The following is a 20,825-nucleotide window of genomic DNA, read 5'->3' on the forward strand; positions in this document are numbered from 1 at the left end:
CCCTTTAAAAAGGAGCGATTGCGGCAATGGAGCCACTCCCGGTTAAGACGAAACCAAGGATTGACGCACATCAGCATTTTTGGAATTTGGAGAAGGTGGCCTACCCTTGGCTGAACGCAGGCTTTGGCCCGATTTACCGGACGATTGAAGCGCCGGAGCTCGAGCCGCTGCTGCGGGAGAACGGAATTGATCGAACCGTCATCGTTCAGGCAATGGACTCCTATGAGGATACCGATTATATGCTGGAGACGGCAGCGCAGTATGATTGGGTGGCAGGCGTGGTGGGCTGGGTTCCGCTTAACAAGCCCGATGAAGCGGCCAGGAGGCTGGAGCTGTATACCCGTAACCCGCTGTTCAAGGGGGTTCGCCACCTTATTCATGAAGAGAAGAATCCCGACTGGGTCGTGCAGGATACGGTTATTGAAGGGCTGAAGCTGCTGGCGGCATTCGGACTGACGTTCGATGTTGTAGCTGTATTCCCGAACCATCTTAAGCATGTGCCGGCCCTTGCAGAGAAAATCCCGGGTCTGAGAATGGTCATCGATCATCTGGCGAAGCCGCAGATCAAGGAGCAGCGGATGGAGCCATGGGCTGGCGAGCTGAAGGCTGCAGCCGCATATCCGAATGTCTATGCCAAGGTATCCGGGCTTAACACCGCGGCTGCGGAGAACTGGTCGGCTTCCGACATCAAGCCCTATATCGACTATGCGATTGACTTGTTCGGGGCGGACCGCTTGATGTTCGGCAGCGACTGGCCGGTGGCGAATCTGGCAGGCGACTACGGCAGGGTATGGGCAGAGACTAATCTGGCGCTGCAGGACCGGCCGCAGGCCGAGAGGGACGCAATATTGGGAGGTACTGCTGTTTCCTTCTATAATCTGTAATCGGCCAGCGCAATTTTTCTTGGCGGTAGAGGTTGAAGCCTTCTATAAAACTGATATACTTATTGAGGATATAAGCAGCGCGATAATAATATCTTCATATGGAGGTGCAGGAATGCTTAGAGGTTTGACTTCTGCCGGTTTGGGAAAAGTGGAGAATGACGAACAGCTTATTAAATTGGCTTCGCAATACGGCTTTCAGGCTGTGGATGTGGATGCGCTGGGCCTGGTGGAACGCCATGGGGTTGAAGGCGCCCGCGAGCTGCTTAAGAGCCATAATGTTGTAATCGGTTCCATTGGACTTCCTGTGGACTGGAGAAACACGGATGAGAATTTTCAACAGGGATTGACGAAGCTGACACAAGCCGCTGCGGCCGCCGCATCACTGGGCTGTACAAGCTGCTGTACGTATGTTCTTCCCGCCACGGATTACAAAGCAGCGCATTTCATGGCGCTGGCTACGCGCAGGATCCGTATCTGTGCGCAAATACTGGGCGCTTATGGTATCAGACTTGGTCTGGAGTTCGTCGGACCGCATCATCTGCGCACCGCATGGAAGAATCCGTTTATCTGGACCTTGCAGGAAACACTGGACTGGATTGATGCCATCGGCGAGCCGAATGTCGGCCTGCTCTTTGATTCTTACCACTGGTACACGAATGAGCTGACTATTGCGGATATTGAAGCGCTGCGCGCCGATCAGATCGTGCATGTCCATATTAATGACGCTCCGGATGTGCCGGTGTCGGAAGCGATGGATGGCGGACGGATCTATCCGGGCGAGGGTGTTATCGATTTGGGCGGCTTCCTGCGGGCGCTCCATAAAATCGGCTATCAGGGAGCGGTTTCCCAGGAAATCCTCGCCCCGGCGCCGACGGATTCGCCGGAGCAGCTTGCCCAGCGGTCCAAAGCCGGTTTTGACAAGGTGTTTCAGGCTGCAGATTTATAAGCATCGATTTATCCGTTAGCATTAAGTAAGCATTCAAGAGGGCGGGGGCATGTCGCTCCCGCCTTCTTGGATGTTTTTTATTGAAGTTTAGCCACGCCAAACGCCATATGCTTCCAGAGGATAGCCTCTACTGCTTCCATTTGATGCGCTTCGCAATCGATTACAACAATAACCTCCGTACTTTTACCTTTTATCGCTTGTGTTTTTCTTTGATTGGATTTCTGTCGTTTTAATAGCCAATCGATCAGGACTCCGATAATGAAACCTGCTGAAGCCCCGATTAACCCCCATATAATTGGCCCCCAATGTAAAACAAATCCGATGGATGAGGCAATAACCGTCAGAGCTGTCGCGCATGCGGCACCAGTATCAATTAAACTCGTACCGTCAGAGCGGTGGATGCTGTCCAGAAGTTTAGGTTTTTCTGCGGCTTTTTCCAAAGGAACCGCAAGTATGCTCCTTTTTTCAATTCCGTGTTCTTCCAATGCCGTTAGCGCAAGCTCAAGATAGATGGAATGGTCAAAAGATGAAATGACCCGCATAGGACCGTCCTTTCTTTTCTGATAATTGGATTTCAAAAACAGCTTCTGCTCTTTATCGAATACTTTGTTGTTTTCTACGGTGTTGGTGTAGGCGTCATATACAGCAAAGCCATAAATAGAGGGCATAAACAGGAGCCATTCGGGCTGCAAGACAGCAGTCGCTTTGCTAAATTCACCCATTAATGAATACTGTAAGCCTTCCAAAAAATGAGACATGTAAGCCGTGCTGATCCAGCCGGCAAGCACATAGAAGGCAGTGGCAATCCTGTGAATGTAAAGCTGACCCATCCCCGGCATGAGAAGCGACCAAACAAATGCGGCCCAGGGAGTTCGTTTATCCAGATAGTTGATTTCCAGCCCGTTGATAATAAAGGATGGAAAATAGGCCTTTTCCCTGTCCGCCAATGTGTAGTGGTGGTTTAAGTCAACCGTTGTCCGGTAACTGTCATAGATAGCAAATAGATACACCGGTGCATATAAGGACATCCATCTTACGTCAAGTACCTCTTTAGCCATGGCGAATTGCCCGGTAAAAGATAATACCATCGCTTGATTGATTTCAGCTTTGAAATTGATTAATAATTCCCATCCGATCAAGACATAGCCCCTTAAATATTTGGATAAGAGGAGATGTCCAAAACCCGGAAAAGCCATGGACCACCATGCGATGACCCAAGGCGCCCGCAAATGAAGCTGTGTGGTTCCCAGCGAACTGACATAGGCAGTTTGACGACGAGGGTATTTGAAAACCGCTTTTTTAATCATATTTGCCTATCCCCGTTATCTTTTTCTAGCATTATTTACTTCTTTACATTCAATTAAACCTGTTGCGGAAAAGGAAGCAATGGCCCGTCAATCGGAAAAATTATATTGTGATGCGCCGTAAGAAAATGATTCTAAACACCTGATTAGGTGTTACGATAGTATCGTGATGGCCCGCTCCTGAATCATTTATCCCACCTCAGAATCCCCTCAACCTTAATACAGAATTAACTCTGATTCCCTGCTTTGACAAAGCTTAATCAGCATGATCTGCATATGAATGGCGTGGAAGCCATTATGTCGAAAATTGATGTTGGAGAGGGAATGATCATGCAATCATGAAATCGATAAAAATAGGCAAGACATCCGCTGTTATTCTGCTTGCTGTCATGCAGTTTTGTTTTTTTGGTGCCGTTATCGCCGATTTCTCCCGGACGGCGCAAGCTGCCCCGACTCCTGCGCAGGCTGTTATGGTCGCTGCTGGAGATTCCCATTCATTAGCGCTGAAGCTGGACGGTACCGTTGCTGCCTGGGGAGATAATAGCTTTGGTCAAACAACCGTGCCGGCGGGTCTGAACGGAGTGACCGCAATTGCCGCGGGATTGTTTCATTCGCTCGCGTTGAAAACGGACGGCACCGTCGCGGCTTGGGGGAATAATACTTACGGTCAAACGAATGTGCCGGCGGGGCTGAACGGAGTGTCGGTGATCGCTGCGGGGGGTTCCCAATCGCTTGCTCTCAAGACAGACGGCACCGTCGTCGCTTGGGGAGACAACAGCTTCGGTCAAGCGACAGTGCCGGCAGACTTAAGCGGAGTGGTATCGATCGCCGTCGGGGGGCTGCATTCGCTTGCGCTCAAAACGGACGGCAGTGTCGTCGCCTGGGGAGATAACAATTTCGGCCAAACGGACATACCTCCGGACTTAAGCGGAGTCATATCGATCGCCGCTGGAGGAACCCATTCGCTTGCGCTCAAAGCGGATGGCACGGTTGTAGCCTGGGGAGCGGACAGTTTGGGTCAAACGGTTGTACCGTCCAATCTTGGCGGGACAGTCACGCTCACCGCAGGAAGAGTCTTTTCGCTTGCGCTCAAAACGGATGGTACAGTGGCGGCTTGGGGAGACAATGCGAATGGTCAATTGAACGCACCGGCGGATTTGTCTTTTCCTGACAAGGTGACCATGATCGCGGCAGGAAGCAGTCATTCGCTCGCATTGAAAGCGGACGGTACCGTCGCCGCCTGGGGATTGAATGCCAGCGGTCAGACTAATGTGCCTGCAGAGCTGTCTTCACCTGTGAAAAGGAGCAGGCTCGCAGCAGGATCCTACCACTCGCTCGCGTTGAAGCCGGACGGTTCCGTTGTGGCTTGGGGAGATAATGAATATACCCAATCCACTGTACCGGATGGTCTGAATGGTGTGGTATCCGTGGCCGCGTCATCTAATTATTCGCTCGCGTTGAAAGCCGACGGCAGCATCAGGATATGGGGATCGAGTTATTCTGACAACATACCGGCAGAACTTGCTCCGCCAGTCAAAACCTATATGATAGCTGCGGGGGATTTCCATTCATTGGCGCTGAAGTCTGATGGCACCGTGGTCGCTTGGGGACTGGTTATTACAAAAGTACCGTCGGATTTGAAAGACGTCATATCGATTGCCGCAGGAAATGGATATTCGCTGGCACTGAAATCAGACGGCAAGGTTGTTGCCTGGGGCTATAATATGTACGGTCAAACAGATGTGCCGACGGGTCTGACAGATGTAGTGGCCGTTGCCGCAGGAAATTCCCACGCCCTGGCGCTGAAATCAGACGGGACCGTCGCTTCTTGGGGACTAAATGATTATGGTCAAACGAGCATACCCGCGGGATTACAGGGCGTTATAGCGGTTGCTGCGGGAGTTGAGCATTCGCTCGCATTGAAATCGGATGGCACTGTAGCAGCCTGGGGCGGTGATGGCAGGGGTCAAACAGATGTGCCGGCAGGACTGAAGGGAGTCATTGCAATTGCCGCCGGCAGCTATCATTCGCTCGCATTGAAATCAGACGGCACTGTTGTTGTGTGGGGGGATGGCATAGCTGGTCAAACTGTTATTCCGGGTACGGGAGCGGCTTTGACGGGTTTAACGCTGCAGGAGGGCAATCTCAATCCGCCTTTCCAGACCGCAGTTGCCCAGTATACATACTCTTATATTGGAGCTTCCGTCGACAAAATACATGTGGCAGCTGCTGTCAATATGCCGTCACGGGCGTCTCTCTATATCAACAACCAGCTGCAAGCCAGCGGCAGCGCAACCGCAGTAGAGGTGTCAGGACCATCGACGGTAATTCCGATCCGTATGGAACCTCTTCTGTTGCCAGGCAAAACGTATACAATCACGGTAATAAGAGATTCCGTGTACCCCGTTGTTCAATACGGTGAGAATGGAAGCTTGTCATCAGCAAAAACGGCCGCAACCCTGGTGACGGCAGCGGATGCGGAAAGCGGGCTGGACCCGGCCTCTCTGCAATACGTTTGGACGCAGAGCCCGGACGTGCCAGCCAGCGGGTGGACCTCTTTTGCGAGCGGGGACACGCTCATCCGGAACAGCGGAGATGGAAAATGGTATCTGCACATTCAGGCCAAAGACCTTGCCGGCAATCGTACCGACGAGGTATCGGATCCTTTTGTCCTGGACAATACTCCGCCGGTATTGGCTCTGAATGGCAGCAATCCCATGAGCGTGCCAGTCGGGCATCCTTATGTTGAATCTGGTGCGATTGCTGAGGATAGGATTGACGGGATTATTCCAGCAACCGCTATTGCAAAATCAGGACGCGTGGATACTGCAAGCATCGGCAATTATCAGATCCTGTATGAAGTAAGCGATCACGCGGGCAATCAGGCATCCGTGACACGCAATGTGAATGTATACGATGGAGACGCGCCTGCGGTCTATTTGAAGGGCCCGAATCCCATGGAAACAGAAGTTTTCAGCACATTCACCGACCCTGGCGCAGCGGCGGTGGATCCTCAGGACGGAGCCCTTGAGCCAATCGTCACTGGAACGGTAAACACGCGGCAGCTGGGCACCTATACTCTGCTGTACAGTGCTGTCGACCAGGCCAATAATGCCGCGCCTACCGTGACGAGGTATGTGTATGTGAAGGATACAGCGGCTCCCGTTATTACTTTAGAAGGGGATAGCGTGATGGTCGCGGGAGTCGGCAGCACCTATCAAGATCCTGGAGCAAGAGCTGAGGATTTGTATGAGGGAGATCTGTCTGCCTTGATCTCCATTCAGGGAACGGTAGATTCCAGCCGACCCGGAACGTACAGTTTGAATTATAATGTCACGGATACGTCCAATAATGAAGCGCTCTCGGTGAGACGGTTGGTCTACGTCATACCTCCTCCCGTCATTACGCTGCTTGGTCAATCCGTAATTAAGCTGAAGGCGGGGGAGACCTTCACTGAACCTGGAGCTCAGGCGGCTGATGCCTACTACGGAGATATCTCGGACCGGATCACCGTCACCGGATCGGTAAATACACAAGCAGCCGGAACATATATGCTGCGCTACAATGTTCAGGACCCGGCAGGAATAACGGCAGCTGAAGTTATAAGAACCGTAACGGTTGAGAATCAAGTTTATTACAATTATCCGCCATCAATCGCTTCCGGCAATGCGGCATTGAAGGATATCAGCTTTGTCGTTGAAGGCAAGCAGCTTTTGTCATCTCCAGACGGGATGATCGAAACTACAGCAGAACAGATTGAGATTCACGCCTTGCCGGCAGATTCAGGAAGTACAATTTCCCTGCAAGGCGAAGCTCTGACAGGTCCCATAACCATTCAACTGTCCGAAGGCGATAATGTGCTTGTCATTTCGGTCAAAGCGCCGGATGGCACGGTGCAGTCCTACACCTACACCATTCATCGAACAGTCTACAAGGGAACCAACGAAGCATCATGCGCTTTTACGGATATCCATGGACATTGGGCAGCAGTACAAATCTGTGAGGCTGCATCGGCAGGAATCGTGCAGGGAGATCCGGATCTGAGGTTTCACGCCGATGACGCGGTAACCCGGGCAGAATTTGTAGTGATGCTTTATCGCATACTGGATGATTCAAGCTCGGAAACAGCCGCCGAGTCAACCGCAGAGGTTTTTACGGATTCAGGCGATATCCCGGATTGGGCCCGGCAGGCTATTCATTATGGAGTCTCCCAAGGGATTGTGAAAGGGTACACCGATGGCGCCTTCCTGCCTAACCATACAATAAGTCGCAATGAACTGGCTGTCCTGGCTGCCCGAACGCTGCAATTGCAAATCGACATCTCCAGCCGCACATCATTTAGAGATGATTCCGATATTCCCATATGGGCAAAGCCCTATGTGCTGGCAAGTGTTCGCCAGGGGCTTCTTCAGGGCAGAAGCAGCAATTTGTTTATGCCCACTGACAAGACCACCCGCGCGGAGGCAGTGACCCTGCTTTTACGTATGCAGAAAGTCTTATCAGCTCTGTCGGCAGCTCCCTCGTAATGGCTGTATAGAACAACCATTTTATCGCATATTTCCGGTTTGCAGGGAGCCGACTCTAGTAGGCATATGCCATGGAGGGGCAAACGCACAGGCATGATACATGCCAGCCCCATACAATGCAGAGTAGTATAAAACGAAGGGAGTTTTGCAGGTGTCATACGGATATGGTAATCCAGTAGGCGGCGTAGGCGTAGGTAATTGTGGTCCGGTAGTAAGCCCAGTATCGACTGGATGCGGCGCAGGAATAGGCATTATCCTGGTACTTTTCATCTTGCTTGTCATCATCAGCCGTTCGATCCTTTTCTAGGAGAAACAGTGCTCCGGTAACGATATTCCACGCATAGAAATTAGCGCCAGCCCCAGTTCCGCAATATGTGGAACGGGGGCTTGTTTGCATATTGTTTCTTGGTAATAAAGAAGCACTGCTTTTTATGAAGGGATTGGATGAGTGAATGCTGCCGAAAATCATGGCCGGTCTTAAAAGGAGGTCGTAATTGGTCCTATTTTAGACCCAATGGATTAATGAAGAGATATTTATTGCAATGTTCCGCTTCTGAAGGTTTACATAAAGCACTCAACTGCATTAGGATAAAGAGATCACATGGTACAAGAAGGAGAATCAGAAATGGATATTATTGAAGCGATTCATACCAGAAGAAGCATCGGCAGAGTGAAAGAAGATCCGATAGCCAAAGAACAGATCGAAACCATATTGGAGGCCGGTATTTGGGCGCCGAACCATAGATTGACGCAGCCTTGGCGGTTTTTTGTCATGTCGGGAGACGGCCGCAATCGGCTGGGGGACGCGTATGCGCGCATCGCTCTTGAAGCGGCGCAGGAACCGGATTCGGAAGAGAACGTGAAGAAGGCGGAGTCCGCCAGGCAAAAAGCGTTCCGTTCCCCTGTCGTCATCGGGGTGGGAGTTGAGCCAAGCGACGCCAAGGGTGTGGTTGAGCTTGAGGAATACGGAGCGGTGTTTGCGGCTATGCAGAATATGCTCCTCGCTACACACGCACTGGGTCTGGGTGCGGTTTGGCGCACAGGCGACCCCTGCTTTCATCCCCTGATGAACGAGAGCTTCGGGCTGCGCCCGCAGGACAAGATGCTTGGGTTTATTTTTCTGGGGGTACCGGATTTACAGCCGCAGGGACGACGTGAAAACGCGGCGAGCAAGACAGAATGGATTGAGTAATTTTTCAGAAGAATAGGTATAGGAACAAATGACCCGAAAAGGCGGGCTCTTGGAATAGAGCCGCTCTTCCGGGTCATTTGTTTTTCATAGTGAGGTGTGGTTGTCATCCGGCGCGATGCCCCAGCGTGTGCCAGGAGCAACACTTTATTTTTACAAAGGCGAGACTTGACGCTGTGCCAGCTGCTAATTATAAGATTCCCGCAGCGGACAAGCCACAAGCCGTGCCAATAACATAGTTAATTCTTCATGTCGATCTGTACCTCTCGCGGGCGGTAGACAGCGGTAATCTGGCCGTTCAGGTCGGTCGCAAATAACACGGAGCGTTCCTGCTCCAGCGTGAAGGAGTAGCCTTTGCCGGATAAGGGATCACGCACCTCAATATCGGCATCCATGCCAAGCTCCGATACAAAAATATAAAGGGAGCCTTCCGCAAAGGCGAGCTTCCGTCCATATACGCCCGGCAGCTCGCCGCCGCGCAGCCATTCGAGCTCCTTGTCTACGCCTGCAAGATTCAGCGCTTCATTGTATACGGCAACAAGCGGCTCAATCCGCTCGTTAAGCTCCAGCGGCAGCGGGCAGTAGAGGAGACGTCCGGCTCCAAGCTGGGCATTATGGAGTTTGGCCGGTCCGCTCCATGCAGGATCGCTTTGTTTGTTGCTGTCGGCAATCCGGGCCCCGCCGAATGAGACCGGAAGAAGTGAGCCGCCAAGCTCCAGCAGCTCTTCACGCAGCAGATTGCTTGTCTGCGAGCTGTTCACCAGAGCGCCGAACTCATCCGGATTGTGACCGGCCGGCCGCCAGTATTCGTCGAGTCCGGCAGGGCCAGTGAAGAGCAGGGTGCCGCCGTTCACACGAACATAAGCGGTGAGAGCGTCCAATGCAGCTTGCGTGAAGTTATGCGGACTTGGCACGATGATAAGCTTGGGCTTGATCTCATCCAGCCGCTCCAGATGATATTCGCTAATGCCCAGGGCATGCACGTTCATCGCGTAGGATAAGGTCCTTACCAGCCGGGTAGTGGCATCATAAGCCAGATTGCGGCTGGAGAAATCATTGGAGTAAGGGTAGACCAGCGCAAGCTCTTCGAGTTTCCGGCCACGGAACAGATCGCGGATTTGTCCCATGAACGAGCCAAAATCATAGGAAACCGCCGCTTCCGGCTTTTCCGTTCCGTCTGCGCGCAGAGCGCCGATATGGGACTCATTGATATTGTTCATATAGAAATTGATATTCCAGATCCACTGCACAGCGCCGGCGCCGCCGGTCGAGAAGGCATAGGCGTATTTGCGCTCGAGAATATTGCGGAGCTCGGCTTCGCTGCGTTTGGCCCGGCCATCCGGGGTTTCCACGTACATGATGCCTGTCTCTTGAATAAGATTGGGCTTATCCGGCGCTTTGGCGAAAACACCGTCCCAGACCAGCGCGTCCATTTTCCACCAGGAGTGGACCGTTGTATAATCAACCTCTTCGGCATAGAAGAACGGAGACGGACGCTGCGCCCCAAGGCCCTCATCCTGGCCGACGGTGACCATCTGCCGGGGCTGAATGGAGCGGATGGTTTCAATCAGCTGGGCCGCCCAGCGGTTATGCATGTCCATCGTGAACAATGTATAGTCGAGCCATGGTCCGCCGCGCTTGGTCATAGTCTCGGTTGTTCCGAAATTGATCTCCTTCGGCTCAGGCAGCTTGACCGACTCGAAAGCGGGCAGCTCGGCTGGCGTCATGTTCCACCGTTCCTGAAGCAGCCGGATTGTACCATGGCGCTCGCGCAGCCATTCTATGAAATGGCTATGCTCGAAGGGATCGTGAGCGGAGCGGGGACCTTCGAAAATCCGCTTGGGATCGAACATCGATGGCTCATTAATCAGATCCCAATGCAAATGCCTGGACTGCGCATGGCGCGAGACGATCGCGGCAATGAAACGTTTCTGGGCTTCCACGCTGCGCGGATCCAGATAAGGGTTGACGCCTTCCCAGGTTTCCGGAGTGAAGGAGAAGAAGTTAAAGGTAACCTCCAGATCATGGCGCTTGGCAGTCAGAATAAACGCGTCTATAGCCCGCAGCACCTCCTCATATGGATGGCCGTCGACAAACATGATGCTGCGCCAGGCTGTCCATATGCCCGTACGGATCAGGTTGATTCCCGCCCGTTTCATCTGAGCCATATCGCGGTCCCATACGGCTGCGTTGGGCAAAAATAAATACTTGCGCGCAACATCGCTGGTCATATAGGTCATGCCGACAATAGGAAGGGGACGCCCGTCCTTGATAAAATAATCCCTGTCGCAGGTCAGGAAGTCGCCTGAAGCAAGCAGTTCTTGATCAAAGCCCCAGAACCCCTGGCGCAGAATCCGGCGCTCGCCGGATGGCGATACTGCTTCGCATTCAACCGCATAATATCCGGCTGCAAGTGTAATCGGCATAGGGATGCGCGCAATAGTCAGTTCGCGGCCAATGGCAACCGGTTGTTCCGTTTTCCAAATTTCCGTGAAGCGGTCGGACCCGTACTCAAATACCGGATTGGAATTTGCCACGGCGCTTTCATTTGAGCGGAACACACGAAGCTTGAAGGTCCATTCGGCCGGTTCGGCTTGATTATGCGGCTTGCGCGCCTCTTGGATCCGCTGGCCCTGGAGCATGAAGATGGCGCGTTCGCCAGGCTCATAGGAGCCGTAATTCGGCTTCAGCCACAGCTCGGTCACGCCCTCAGCGGTGAATGCCGCCCATTTCGCAAGCGCATCTGCGCCGCCGTTCTCCCAGAAAGCGGTCTGCAGCGCCTGATTGACCAGCACCCAGCGCCCGCCGCTGAATATTCCCTTCGTATGCTCCAGCAGCACAGCCGGCGCCGCCAGTTCCCGTGCAAGACCATCGCCGCTAATTCCGCGGAGCAGCGGGTAGATATGGGCGTCCATAGGTCCGGCGGTGCCTCCCTCTGCAGGATGGTCATCCGAGCGGGTCACATGCAGGACAAGGCCGAAAGTCGGCTCAAGAGTGAACAGCTTCACATTATCCGCAAATAGTGGAACATCGGCATTATGGGCCAGCTTTTCAATGCCGTTGACCGAAACAGACAGCACTTCATTAATATGCAGCTGCTGATGATAAGCGGTCTGCGCTGGTTCCTGCACCCACTCGCCGTTCTCACGGTATACCGGTATTTTGAAAGGGGCTCCTCCGGCATGCAGCAGTCCTTTGCCTTGGGAGGCATGGCTGAAAATCGCTTTCCAGGCATCCTTGGGGAAATAAGCGCCGTGAATATGCACAAAAGCATCGGCATCTGCCAGAGCTTCAGCCAATTGCCCGGCATCAGCCACAGCAAAAACCTCTTTCAGACGGGCAAGCTGCGATTCGCCGGGTCTCTGCCCTTCATAAGGAAATGATTCATCGTAAAAAAGTACGGTCTTGCTCATAAATGGTCACCATCCCGTTTCATCATCGTTAATAGAACAAAATTGTTAGCTTTGTTAGGTTGATCCTAACTCTGTTTGGCGCATACAATAGAGAGGAAGAGTCAAAAAGTCAACGCTTATATTTTTTGAAATGAGGTACCGAAGGTGGCCCAAAAGATATCCATGCAGCAAATAGCCGACCGTTTAGGTGTTTCCAAATATACGGTTTCTCAAGCATTATCGGGCAAACCGGGCGTGAGCGAAGCCACCCGGCGGGAAGTGACCGCGATGGCGGCGGCACTGGGTTACCGCATCCCCCCGCGCAATTCCAGGGAGCTGGATACCCGCGTGGAGCAGACGGAGCTAGCCAATCAGAAGCAGCCCGCGGCAGCGAACGGGACCATACTGATCGGCATGAACGAGATCCATGCCAATGAGCCTTTGTTCTGGCAGCGGGTCAGAGAAGGCATAGCCGCAGGCTGCAGGGAGCATGGACTTCATCCGCACTATTTTATATTGGACAAGATTGTTGACCGTCCGGTTGACCTGACCGGGCTGGGAGAGCTCCGGATTGCCGGCGCCAGCGGATTTATTATTGCAGGCAAATGTCCCGCTTCGGTGCTGCTCCGGATAAGCCGGCTTGGGCTGCCCATGGTGCTTGTCGACCATGAGGAAGCGGTTGTGGGAGCGGATGCGGTGCTGAACGACAATGTGGAAGCGGGACGGATGGCCTGCAGCCATTTGGCCACGCAGGGCTGCAAAACCATTGTTTTTATCGGACATGACCGTTTTGCCGTCAGCTTCCGGGAGCGGTTCTGGGGCTGCCGGATCTCACTGGATGATCAGCAGAGACAGGGAATGCGGAAGCTGCCAAAAGGAGCAATGCAGGCTTCTTCACAATCACCAACTGGAGCAGGCATTCAACTGAAGAAGTGGACCATTCCTTACGGGGGCTCTTCCTGGCAGCAGGTTCTGAACCGGCGAATTACGGCGGCAATCAGCAATAAGGAGCTGCCGGACGGGATTATTTGCGCCAACGATGATATTGCCCTTCATCTGCTGGAGCTGCTGCGTTTGCATGAGATCAGCCTCCCTGATCAGTGCCGCGTGCTGGGAATTGATAATACCGCCGCAAGCCTGCAGGCTGCGGTCCCGTTAACGACGGTGGAGCTTGCGAAGGAACGGCTCGGGATGCGTGCGGTCGAGACCTTCATCCGCAGACGCCGGCACCCGGAAGCCCCCTATGAGAAGGTGATTCTCTCCGCCAGACTGATTGTCAGACACTCCGGCTGACTGTCCCGCATATCCTGTCCGGTATCTTTATTGACGGCTAATGGTGCGGATAAGCTCCGGTTTGGATGATCTGTGCATAGGATAGAGTAAAATGTCTGCTTTAACAAAAAAGGAGTCTATTATGCGGCAATCCAGACGAATTGTACTGCTGCTGGCGCTTGTTCTGTATGTCCTGCTTGTGCTTTTGCTGCTGTTCGCAATTTCTTTCTCATAGGCGCTGCATGCGATATTGGGAATAGGTGTCCTCCGGTTACGGCCGGAGAGTTTTACTAACCATATATTGTTTCACATCGATCACCTGCTATAAGTTGAAAGGAAAGAACCGGCTGCGCCGCCAGAGGATGGCGCAGCCGGTTCTTGCTGTTTCCAGACCCTTTTTCTTGAAATATACTGGCATAACCTCTCCTGTCTTGACAAATACTACAAGCATCAGCGGCTGCTTCCTAACAGTGAAACGGATTGGATAGGAGTGCCGCCCGAGGAAAAGTGAAATACAGAAAAATGGTTACGGGGTGAACAATGACAACCAAGAGCGCAGAGAAAAGCAAATACAAAAAAATGACGATGTCCCCCCAGGAGTACCAGGCCTTCGCCAAGTCGCGCGAGCCCGCCCGGCCTGTTCTGAAAAATTGCTTGAAAGCATTTTTGGTGGGCGGCTGCTTATGTCTGATCGGTCAGGCGATTCAGGATTTCTTCGCTTATGCCTTCGACATGACACCGATTGAAGCAGGGAATCCGACGGTAGCCATCCTTATTTTGATCTCGGTTATCCTGACCTGCCTGGGTGTTTACGATAAGCTGGCACAGTGGGCTGGAGCTGGCTCCGCGGTCCCAGTTACCGGGTTCGCCAATTCCATGTGCTCGGCCGCGCTGGAGCACCGCAGCGAGGGCATGGTGCTGGGGGTAGGCGGGAATATGTTCAAAATTGCCGGCTCCGTTATCGTCTTTGGCACAGTCGCCGCTTTCTTCATCGGCATTATTTACTGGGTGTTCGGGATTGGAGGACACTGACCATGCTGCGAGGCAAGCAAACGTGGTGGTTTGACAAACGGCCGGTCATAATCGGTTCAGCCACAGTTGTCGGGCCCGATGAAGGGGATGGACCGCTGGCAGCAGACTTCGATCTGATTCATCCGGAGCTTGATATGCAGCAGAAAACTTGGGAGAAAGCGGAGCGCCTTCTGCTGGAGCAGGCTTCGGACTTTGCCCTGGAGCATGCAGGCATTGACAAGCAGCAGCTGCAGTTTTACGTCGGCGGCGATCTCATGAATCAGATCATCAGCAACAGCTTTGCCGCGCGGACCGTTGGAGCTCCCTATCTGGGGGTGTTCGGCGCCTGCTCCACCTCCATGGAATCGCTGGCCATCGCTTCATTGATCGTCAATTCCGGCTCCGGACAATATGTTCTGGCCGGCACCTGCAGCCATAACTGCACCGTCGAGAAGCAGTTCCGCTATCCCACGGAATACGGCTCGCAGAAACCGCCGACCGCCCAATATACCGTTACAGGCGCCGGAGCCGTGGTACTTGCGGCCGAAGGGGATGGGCCGGTAATCGAATGCGCCACAGTCGGCAAAATCGTCGATCTGGGCATTAAGGACCCGTTTAATATGGGAGCGGCAATGGCGCCTGCTGCGGTGGACACCATCCAGACCCATTTTAATGATACGGGCCGCGAGCCGGGAGATTATGATCTGATCGTTACTGGCGATCTGGCCTCGGTCGGATTTCCGATTGCCAGAGATCTGCTCAAGCGCGACGGAGTCCAGATGGAACAGACGGAATTCAATGATTGCGGCCTGATGATATATGACCTGGACAAGCAGCAGGTACAGGCGGGCGGAAGCGGATGCGGGTGCTCCGCTGTCGTGACTTACGGCCATCTGCTGAAGCGCATGAAGCAAGGGGAGCTGCGCAGAATTCTCATGGTCGCCACCGGCGCGCTTTTGTCTCCCATTTCTTATCAGCAGGGAGAGAGCATTCCTTGCATCGCCCATGCCGTTTCAATCGAACAGCCAAATTAACTTTAAAATTCCGGAAGGAGCATAGATCATCATGATTTACTTGTGGGCGTTTATTATTGGAGGCGCAATATGCGTTATCGGACAGCTGATGTTTGATGTTGCCAAATTAACCCCGGCTCATACGATGGCGACACTGGTTGTCGTGGGTGCTGTAGTGGACGGCCTGGGCTGGTATGAGCCGCTCATTGATTTTGCCGGTGCGGGGGCGACTGTGCCTATAACCAGCTTCGGCAATGCGCTTGTGCACGGCGCGATTACAGAGCTTCACCGCGACGGATGGATCGGGGTGATTACCGGGATATTCGATGTGACGAGTGCGGGTATCTCCGCTGCGATTATCTTCTCTTTCCTCGCGGCGCTCGTGGCCAAGCCCAAGGGATAAACGGAAGAGACGGTTCAAAAATCCGTGTATTGGAGAATCCCTGTGGGATTCTCCAATTTTTTTTGTTGGATATACAGCTATACGTTAGGATGTATCTTTTGTAAAATAATAACATGATGCAATTTTTATCAACAATCTTTAAAGTAATAGACAGGAATAACTTTTCCCTCATAAGCACGCTTGGAAGAAACTTGCTGCGCTTCCTAATGGGTACGCAACTAAATGCGGGAACTTCCGTATAAAGTTCGTACCGAGGCGTCTGCTGTTTCTTCTTCTATTTCCAATTCCGTTTCCATTTCATCATCCGGGAGGTTTTTCTATGGACAACCGTAGCGCTGACTTTACGTTATGCAATGAAATACGCCGCAATCTGGAAAATTGTATCCTGGGTAAGAAAGTAGAAATAGAACGTTTGATGGTGGCTCTGCTTGCCGGTGGGCATATTCTGCTTGAGGATGTGCCGGGCACCGGGAAAACCCAGCTTGTGAAAGCGCTCGCCAGAACGATCGGCGGCCATTTCAGGCGCATTCAATGCAACCCGGATTTGCTGCCGACCGATATTACAGGCGTCGCTATTTATCATCCTAGGGATGAAGCATTCATATTCCGGCCGGGTCCGGTGATGGCTAACCTCCTGCTCGTCGATGAGATCAACCGCGCGACGACAAAGACGCAGTCGGCCCTGCTTGAAGCCATGGAGGAGCGGCATGTGACGGTGGATGGCGAATCCTACGCCCTTCCGGTTCCTTTTGTCCTGATTGCTACCCAGAACCCGATAGAATTTGAAGGCACTTATACCCTTCCTGAGGCGCAGCTTGACCGTTTTATGATGAAGATTACGCTGGGTTATCCGGATGAAGCGACGGAGCGCCAGATGGTGCTCTCCCCGAATTCCTCAGCTCCTGCGGATTCCTTGTTCCCCATCGCCGATATCGAGCGTATCGCCCTTATAATGGGCAGCGTGAAGAAGGTGCATGTGGACGAGGCGGTAGCCGATTATCTGATCCGCATCGTGCGTGCAACCCGCGAGCATCAGGGCGTGCAGCTTGGCGCCAGCCCCCGCGCGGCGATTTCCCTGCTGGCTGCGGCCAAAGCCAGTGCCTTCCTCCAGGAACGGGATTATATCATTCCCGACGATATCAAGCAGCTTGCTTCGCCCGTACTGGCGCATCGGATGATGCTTCACACCGAATCGAGAGTGAATGGACTAACGGCGGAGGAAGTTATTGAGACAGTCGTTCGCGAAACGAACGTGCCCGTTCGGATGGAGCGATAACGCATATGCTGACAGCAAAAGCAACGATGTTCAGATGGCGGATGTTTGGCATCATCTATATCGGCGCCCTGCTGTTCCTGCTGTTTCAGGGCGGCAAAACATCCTTAATGCTCTTTTGTATCTTGAATGTACTGCTGCTTTATCTTGTGATGGGCAGGTGGAGCGGAATCGGCAATGTGACGGGCATGCGCCGTCTGTCCAATGCGTCGGGAGGCGTATCGCAATCCGAGCATACACTGTCCGCGGGCGCAAGAATGGAAGTGCATATTTCTATCCGGGTTCCCGGCGTTTGGCCGATACCGTATATTCTGGTGCGCGACCGTCTTGTCCGCCAGAACGGCAGCTCGGTTCCGTTTGAAGCCTCGTTCGTGCCGAGCTACCGGAGAGCGGGGGAAATCACGTATACCACACCGCCGCTGGAGCGTGGCGTTTATCAGTTCGCGCCTACAGAGTGCTCGACCCGCGATATTTTCGGCTTGTTCGAGCATGTGGGTTCCTTTGAATCCTCCGTTCCCTTCAGCGTTTATCCGAGAATGGTATCCATCCGGCAGTGGCGTCAGCTCAAGCTGGGTGTGAAAGGACCCTATTCCACCTCTTCATCGCGTCTGTCGGCGAAGGAGACCACTCAGATCAACGGCGTCCGCGAATATATCTATGGCGACCGGCTCTCCCGTATTCACTGGAATGCTACGGCAAGAACCGGTCAATGGAAGTCGAAGGAGTTTGAGCGCGAATCCCTGCCCAGAACCGTGTTTGTGCTGGACCGCTATTCAGGTTCATACGAGAACCAGGAGCAGTTCGAGACCGGCGTGTCCGTCATTGCTTCCCTGCTTGAATTCGGGTTTCGGCGGGCTACTGCAGTCGGTCTGGTATCCGCAGGGGAGAGTGTGGACAGCTTTGCGCCGCAATCGTCCTCGGATCACCGTCTGATGCTCATGAACCATCTCGTGAAGGTTCAGCCGGATGGAACGACTCCGTTATACCGGATGCTGAGACAGTCGTCGTTGTTGATCCCTGCGGGGTCTTTCGTGGTGATTGTAAGTCCGCAAGGCGGCGAAGAGGCGGTGCGCTCGATGGAATGGTTGAAGCGCAAGGGTACCGTGCCTGTATTGATCCATCTTAAGGGCACTAGCAATGTTGTGGGGATAGGAGATTCCCAGGTCAAAGGCGCAGACTGGCTGCGGCTGCTGCAGCGGAGCGGCTACGCAGCACATTCGCTTGGCGCTCTCCAGGAACTTCCCGGCGTCCTGGAAGGAGGGACCGCATGAATCCTTCCCGCGGATTTGTCAAATGGCTGACGGCCGATTTATATTTGAAGCTGTCGGCCTTGTTTACCGGCATCATTATTTTTCAATGGATCAGCTGCCTGGGAGATTATTGGTGGGAAGAAACTTTCGCGGTCGTTAACGGGTTGCTCCTGACCACCTTTTTATTTGTCGCATTCCTTCCTTCAAAAATCATGTCAGGCTTGTTGCAGCTGCTTGCGATTCTGGTTCTCAATATTGTATTTACGGATTTTCAGTGGGTCTCCTTTATCGGAGATAAACGAAAAGCAGCTGACTGGGCGGATTGGGCCGGTTCGCAGTTCGACCAGCTGTCGCCTATTTTGTGGATCAGCCTTGCGGTATGGGTGATCTTCCGGTTAATCCTTGTTTTCCGGATGAAGCGTATCGGCATTATTGTTATGGTCGGTTTGGCGCTTCTTTCCCTGACCATTATGGATTCATTATTTACGCCGATTTATTTGTGGGACGAGATCGCCTGGATCGTTTTCACGGGACTTGCCTGGCTTGTGGCCAGTCATTTTTCAGGCTTCAAGCAAAGCCATCCGGACAGCTGGCGCCATCTGCTGGATTACCCGCTCAGCCTGTTCCTGCCCGTCCTGCTTATTTTTGCGATCTTCATGGGCGCGGGGTTGTTCGTTCCGACAATCAAGCCGATTCTGACCGATCCCTATACAGCCTGGAAAGAGTCCAGAGGGGAGGCGGTTCCTTCTTTTGTGGGGGATAAGGGAGTCAGTTCCTCCGCAGCGAAGAACACCGGCGACAGCCGCTCAGGCTACAGCCGCAATGATGATGAGTTGGGCGGCGGCTTCAAATTCGATTATTCTCCCGTCATGACGGTTACTACCACGAAACGCAGCTATTGGCGCGGCGAAACGAAGGCTTTCTATAATGGAAGCGGCTGGGAGGAAGCGAGGGGAGAAAGACAGGAAGAAGTGGTCGGCTCCATAGCGAAGGATGAGCAGCTGCAGCCGATCGGGCAGCCGGATTCCGTCCAGACGGACAAGGTGGAACAGACCTTCACCATGCTCCGCGATGACAAGTATCCCGTATTGTTTGGCGCGGGACCGATAGCAAGCGTGGTTTCCGTCAATGACGGCGAGGGCTCGCTGCCCCGTCTGAACTGGATGCCGCAGTCATGGGAGCTGAGATTGCCCCAGAGGAATGCCAGCTATCCCAAAACCTACTCGATTGTCTCGGAAGTAACGCTGCTCGACGAACCGGCGCTGCGTGAGGGTAAGGCGGCCCGGGACGACAGCGAGATGAGCCCCATGTATACCCAGCTGCCTGAGGAGCTTCCGCAGCGTGTCCGGGATCTAGCGGCAACCATCACCAAGGATGCGTCAACGCCTTACGATAAAGCCAAGGCGATCGAGGCATATCTGCAGCTGAACTATACGTATACGAATGAGCCTGATTTGTCCAAGAAAGAAAGCAGCGATTTCGTGGATTCCTTTCTCTTTGAGTTACGGGAGGGCTATTGCGATTACTTCTCTACCGCGATGGCAGTGCTGACCCGGGCTTCCGGCATTCCGGCCAGATGGGTGAAAGGATACGCTCCAGGGGCTATGGCGGTCGATCCCAGTATGATGGGGATGGAGGGCACACCGGGATTGGATCTTAATCCCGATGGCTCTGGCACCTATACGGTGCGCAATGCGGATGCCCATTCGTGGGTAGAGGTTTATTTTGACGGATACGGCTGGCTGCCATTCGAGCCGACGGCGGGCTTCCTGTATCCCTACCTGCTGCCTGAGGAAAAAGCGGCCCCGCTGCCCGAGGTTGAGCCCGAAGTACCTGCAGCCGTTGATGAGCCTGTGGCAGCGGAAAGCTTCAAAATGCCGGTCTGGGTCTATATTGCAGGCGCAGCCGTAATCGCTGCCTTGATCGTGCTTTTCCGTCTGCGTGTCATTCTTGCGGCTTTTCGCCGCTACCGCCGCGGTACAGGCACTATTAATGAGATGATTGTGAAAGAGACGAACCGCTTGATCAAATACTGCCGTAAAAAAGGTCTTGACCGTCAGGCGAATGAAACGGTTCGTGAAACCATGACTCATTGGTCCGGGCGGTTGACCTTTCTGCAGTCCGAGTTCAAGGTTGTACTGGGAACCTTTGAGAAAGCGATGTACAGCAGCCAGATGCTGACCCAGGAGGAAGCCGACCGTTTCGACAGCAATGTGAAGCTGATCCGTGAGCGTATCGGGTAAATAATGGATCAAATAACCGGACGGCATCGGCATGCCTTCCGGTTATTTGATTCTGCAAGGGGAAGCCTGATGACGGCGGGCTGGAGAATCGTGCTTTGCAACAAATTCCCTTTGTATGG

13 protein-coding genes are annotated in these 20,825 nt (G+C 53.3%); 11 read left to right on the forward strand and 2 right to left on the reverse strand.

The window, feature by feature from the left end; all coding sequences use genetic code 11:
• The first annotated feature begins 26 nt into the window (after positions 1–26).
• Positions 27–884: an amidohydrolase family protein gene (locus AC0YOA_RS08785; protein ID WP_475786286.1), complete on the forward strand. Its 858-nt coding sequence runs from the start codon at positions 27–29 to the stop codon at positions 882–884.
• Between the two features lie 112 nt (positions 885–996).
• Positions 997–1,830 (forward strand): sugar phosphate isomerase/epimerase family protein, encoded by an 834-nt coding sequence (locus tag AC0YOA_RS08790; RefSeq protein ID WP_210037769.1) that lies wholly within the window; start codon positions 997–999, stop codon positions 1,828–1,830.
• A gap of 77 nt (positions 1,831–1,907) precedes the next feature.
• Here the strand turns inward: AC0YOA_RS08790 and AC0YOA_RS08795 are convergent, their stop codons facing one another.
• Positions 1,908–3,137: a hypothetical protein gene (locus AC0YOA_RS08795; protein ID WP_475786287.1), complete on the reverse strand. Its 1,230-nt coding sequence runs from the start codon at positions 3,135–3,137 to the stop codon at positions 1,908–1,910.
• Between the two features lie 335 nt (positions 3,138–3,472).
• On the opposite strand from AC0YOA_RS08795, the gene AC0YOA_RS08800 reads away from it, so the two are divergent.
• Entirely contained in the window at positions 3,473–7,660 is a 4,188-nt protein-coding gene (locus AC0YOA_RS08800) for an immunoglobulin-like domain-containing protein (RefSeq protein WP_475786288.1), read from the forward strand.
• Positions 7,661–8,285: 625 nt separating this feature from the next.
• Positions 8,286–8,852, forward strand: a complete 567-nt coding sequence (locus AC0YOA_RS08805; RefSeq protein ID WP_475786289.1) for a nitroreductase family protein — start codon at positions 8,286–8,288, stop codon at positions 8,850–8,852.
• A gap of 236 nt (positions 8,853–9,088) precedes the next feature.
• On the opposite strand, the gene AC0YOA_RS08810 is transcribed toward AC0YOA_RS08805, so the two are convergent.
• The gene (locus AC0YOA_RS08810) at positions 9,089–12,262 is read right to left on the reverse strand and encodes a beta-galactosidase (RefSeq protein WP_475786290.1); all 3,174 of its coding nucleotides are present in this window, start codon (positions 12,260–12,262) and stop codon (positions 9,089–9,091) included.
• A gap of 144 nt (positions 12,263–12,406) precedes the next feature.
• Here AC0YOA_RS08810 and AC0YOA_RS08815 point away from each other — a divergent pair, with 144 nt between their 5' ends.
• From AC0YOA_RS08815 to AC0YOA_RS08845, 7 genes are all read left to right on the forward strand, one after another.
• Positions 12,407–13,534, forward strand: coding sequence for a LacI family DNA-binding transcriptional regulator (locus AC0YOA_RS08815; RefSeq protein WP_475786291.1), 1,128 nt, complete (start codon positions 12,407–12,409; stop codon positions 13,532–13,534).
• 519 nt (positions 13,535–14,053) lie between these two features.
• Complete coding sequence (gene spoVAC, locus AC0YOA_RS08820; protein WP_475768224.1) at positions 14,054–14,545, forward strand: stage V sporulation protein AC; 492 nt, start codon at positions 14,054–14,056, stop codon at positions 14,543–14,545.
• Positions 14,546–14,547: 2 nt separating this feature from the next.
• Positions 14,548–15,558, forward strand: coding sequence for a stage V sporulation protein AD (spoVAD, locus tag AC0YOA_RS08825; RefSeq protein ID WP_475786292.1), 1,011 nt, complete (start codon positions 14,548–14,550; stop codon positions 15,556–15,558).
• Between the two features lie 31 nt (positions 15,559–15,589).
• Positions 15,590–15,940: a stage V sporulation protein AE gene (gene spoVAE / locus AC0YOA_RS08830; protein WP_210037761.1), complete on the forward strand. Its 351-nt coding sequence runs from the start codon at positions 15,590–15,592 to the stop codon at positions 15,938–15,940.
• A 319-nt stretch (positions 15,941–16,259) separates the two neighbouring features.
• A complete protein-coding gene (locus tag AC0YOA_RS08835; RefSeq protein ID WP_475786293.1) occupies positions 16,260–17,216 on the forward strand; it encodes an AAA family ATPase in 957 nt (318 codons plus the stop codon).
• A gap of 5 nt (positions 17,217–17,221) precedes the next feature.
• On the forward strand, positions 17,222–18,484 hold the full coding sequence (locus tag AC0YOA_RS08840) for a DUF58 domain-containing protein (RefSeq protein ID WP_475786294.1): 1,263 nt from the start codon (positions 17,222–17,224) through the stop codon (positions 18,482–18,484).
• The gene (locus AC0YOA_RS08845; protein ID WP_475786295.1) at positions 18,481–20,706 is read left to right on the forward strand and encodes a transglutaminase-like domain-containing protein; all 2,226 of its coding nucleotides are present in this window, start codon (positions 18,481–18,483) and stop codon (positions 20,704–20,706) included. Before AC0YOA_RS08840 ends, AC0YOA_RS08845 begins: the two co-directional genes overlap by 4 nt.
• Positions 20,707–20,825 lie beyond the last annotated feature (119 nt).

Source organism: Paenibacillus sp. JT22N12, assembly GCF_056269365.1.

Bases quoted from the DNA above. Each gene is read 5' to 3' on its own strand.
- AC0YOA_RS08785 (WP_475786286.1), top strand. From the start codon at position 27: ATGGAGCCACTCCCGGTTAAGACGAAACCAAGGATTGACGCACATCAG.
- AC0YOA_RS08835 (WP_475786293.1), top strand. From the start codon at position 16,260: ATGGACAACCGTAGCGCTGACTTTACGTTATGCAATGAAATACGCCGC.
- spoVAD (WP_475786292.1), top strand. From the start codon at position 14,548: ATGCTGCGAGGCAAGCAAACGTGGTGGTTTGACAAACGGCCGGTCATA.
- AC0YOA_RS08795 (WP_475786287.1), bottom strand. From the start codon at position 3,137: ATGATTAAAAAAGCGGTTTTCAAATACCCTCGTCGTCAAACTGCCTAT.
- AC0YOA_RS08840 (WP_475786294.1), top strand. From the start codon at position 17,222: ATGCTGACAGCAAAAGCAACGATGTTCAGATGGCGGATGTTTGGCATC.
- AC0YOA_RS08800 (WP_475786288.1), top strand. From the start codon at position 3,473: ATGAAATCGATAAAAATAGGCAAGACATCCGCTGTTATTCTGCTTGCT.
- AC0YOA_RS08805 (WP_475786289.1), top strand. From the start codon at position 8,286: ATGGATATTATTGAAGCGATTCATACCAGAAGAAGCATCGGCAGAGTG.
- AC0YOA_RS08845 (WP_475786295.1), top strand. From the start codon at position 18,481: ATGAATCCTTCCCGCGGATTTGTCAAATGGCTGACGGCCGATTTATAT.
- spoVAE (WP_210037761.1), top strand. From the start codon at position 15,590: ATGATTTACTTGTGGGCGTTTATTATTGGAGGCGCAATATGCGTTATC.
- spoVAC (WP_475768224.1), top strand. From the start codon at position 14,054: ATGACAACCAAGAGCGCAGAGAAAAGCAAATACAAAAAAATGACGATG.
- AC0YOA_RS08790 (WP_210037769.1), top strand. From the start codon at position 997: ATGCTTAGAGGTTTGACTTCTGCCGGTTTGGGAAAAGTGGAGAATGAC.
- AC0YOA_RS08810 (WP_475786290.1), bottom strand. From the start codon at position 12,262: ATGAGCAAGACCGTACTTTTTTACGATGAATCATTTCCTTATGAAGGG.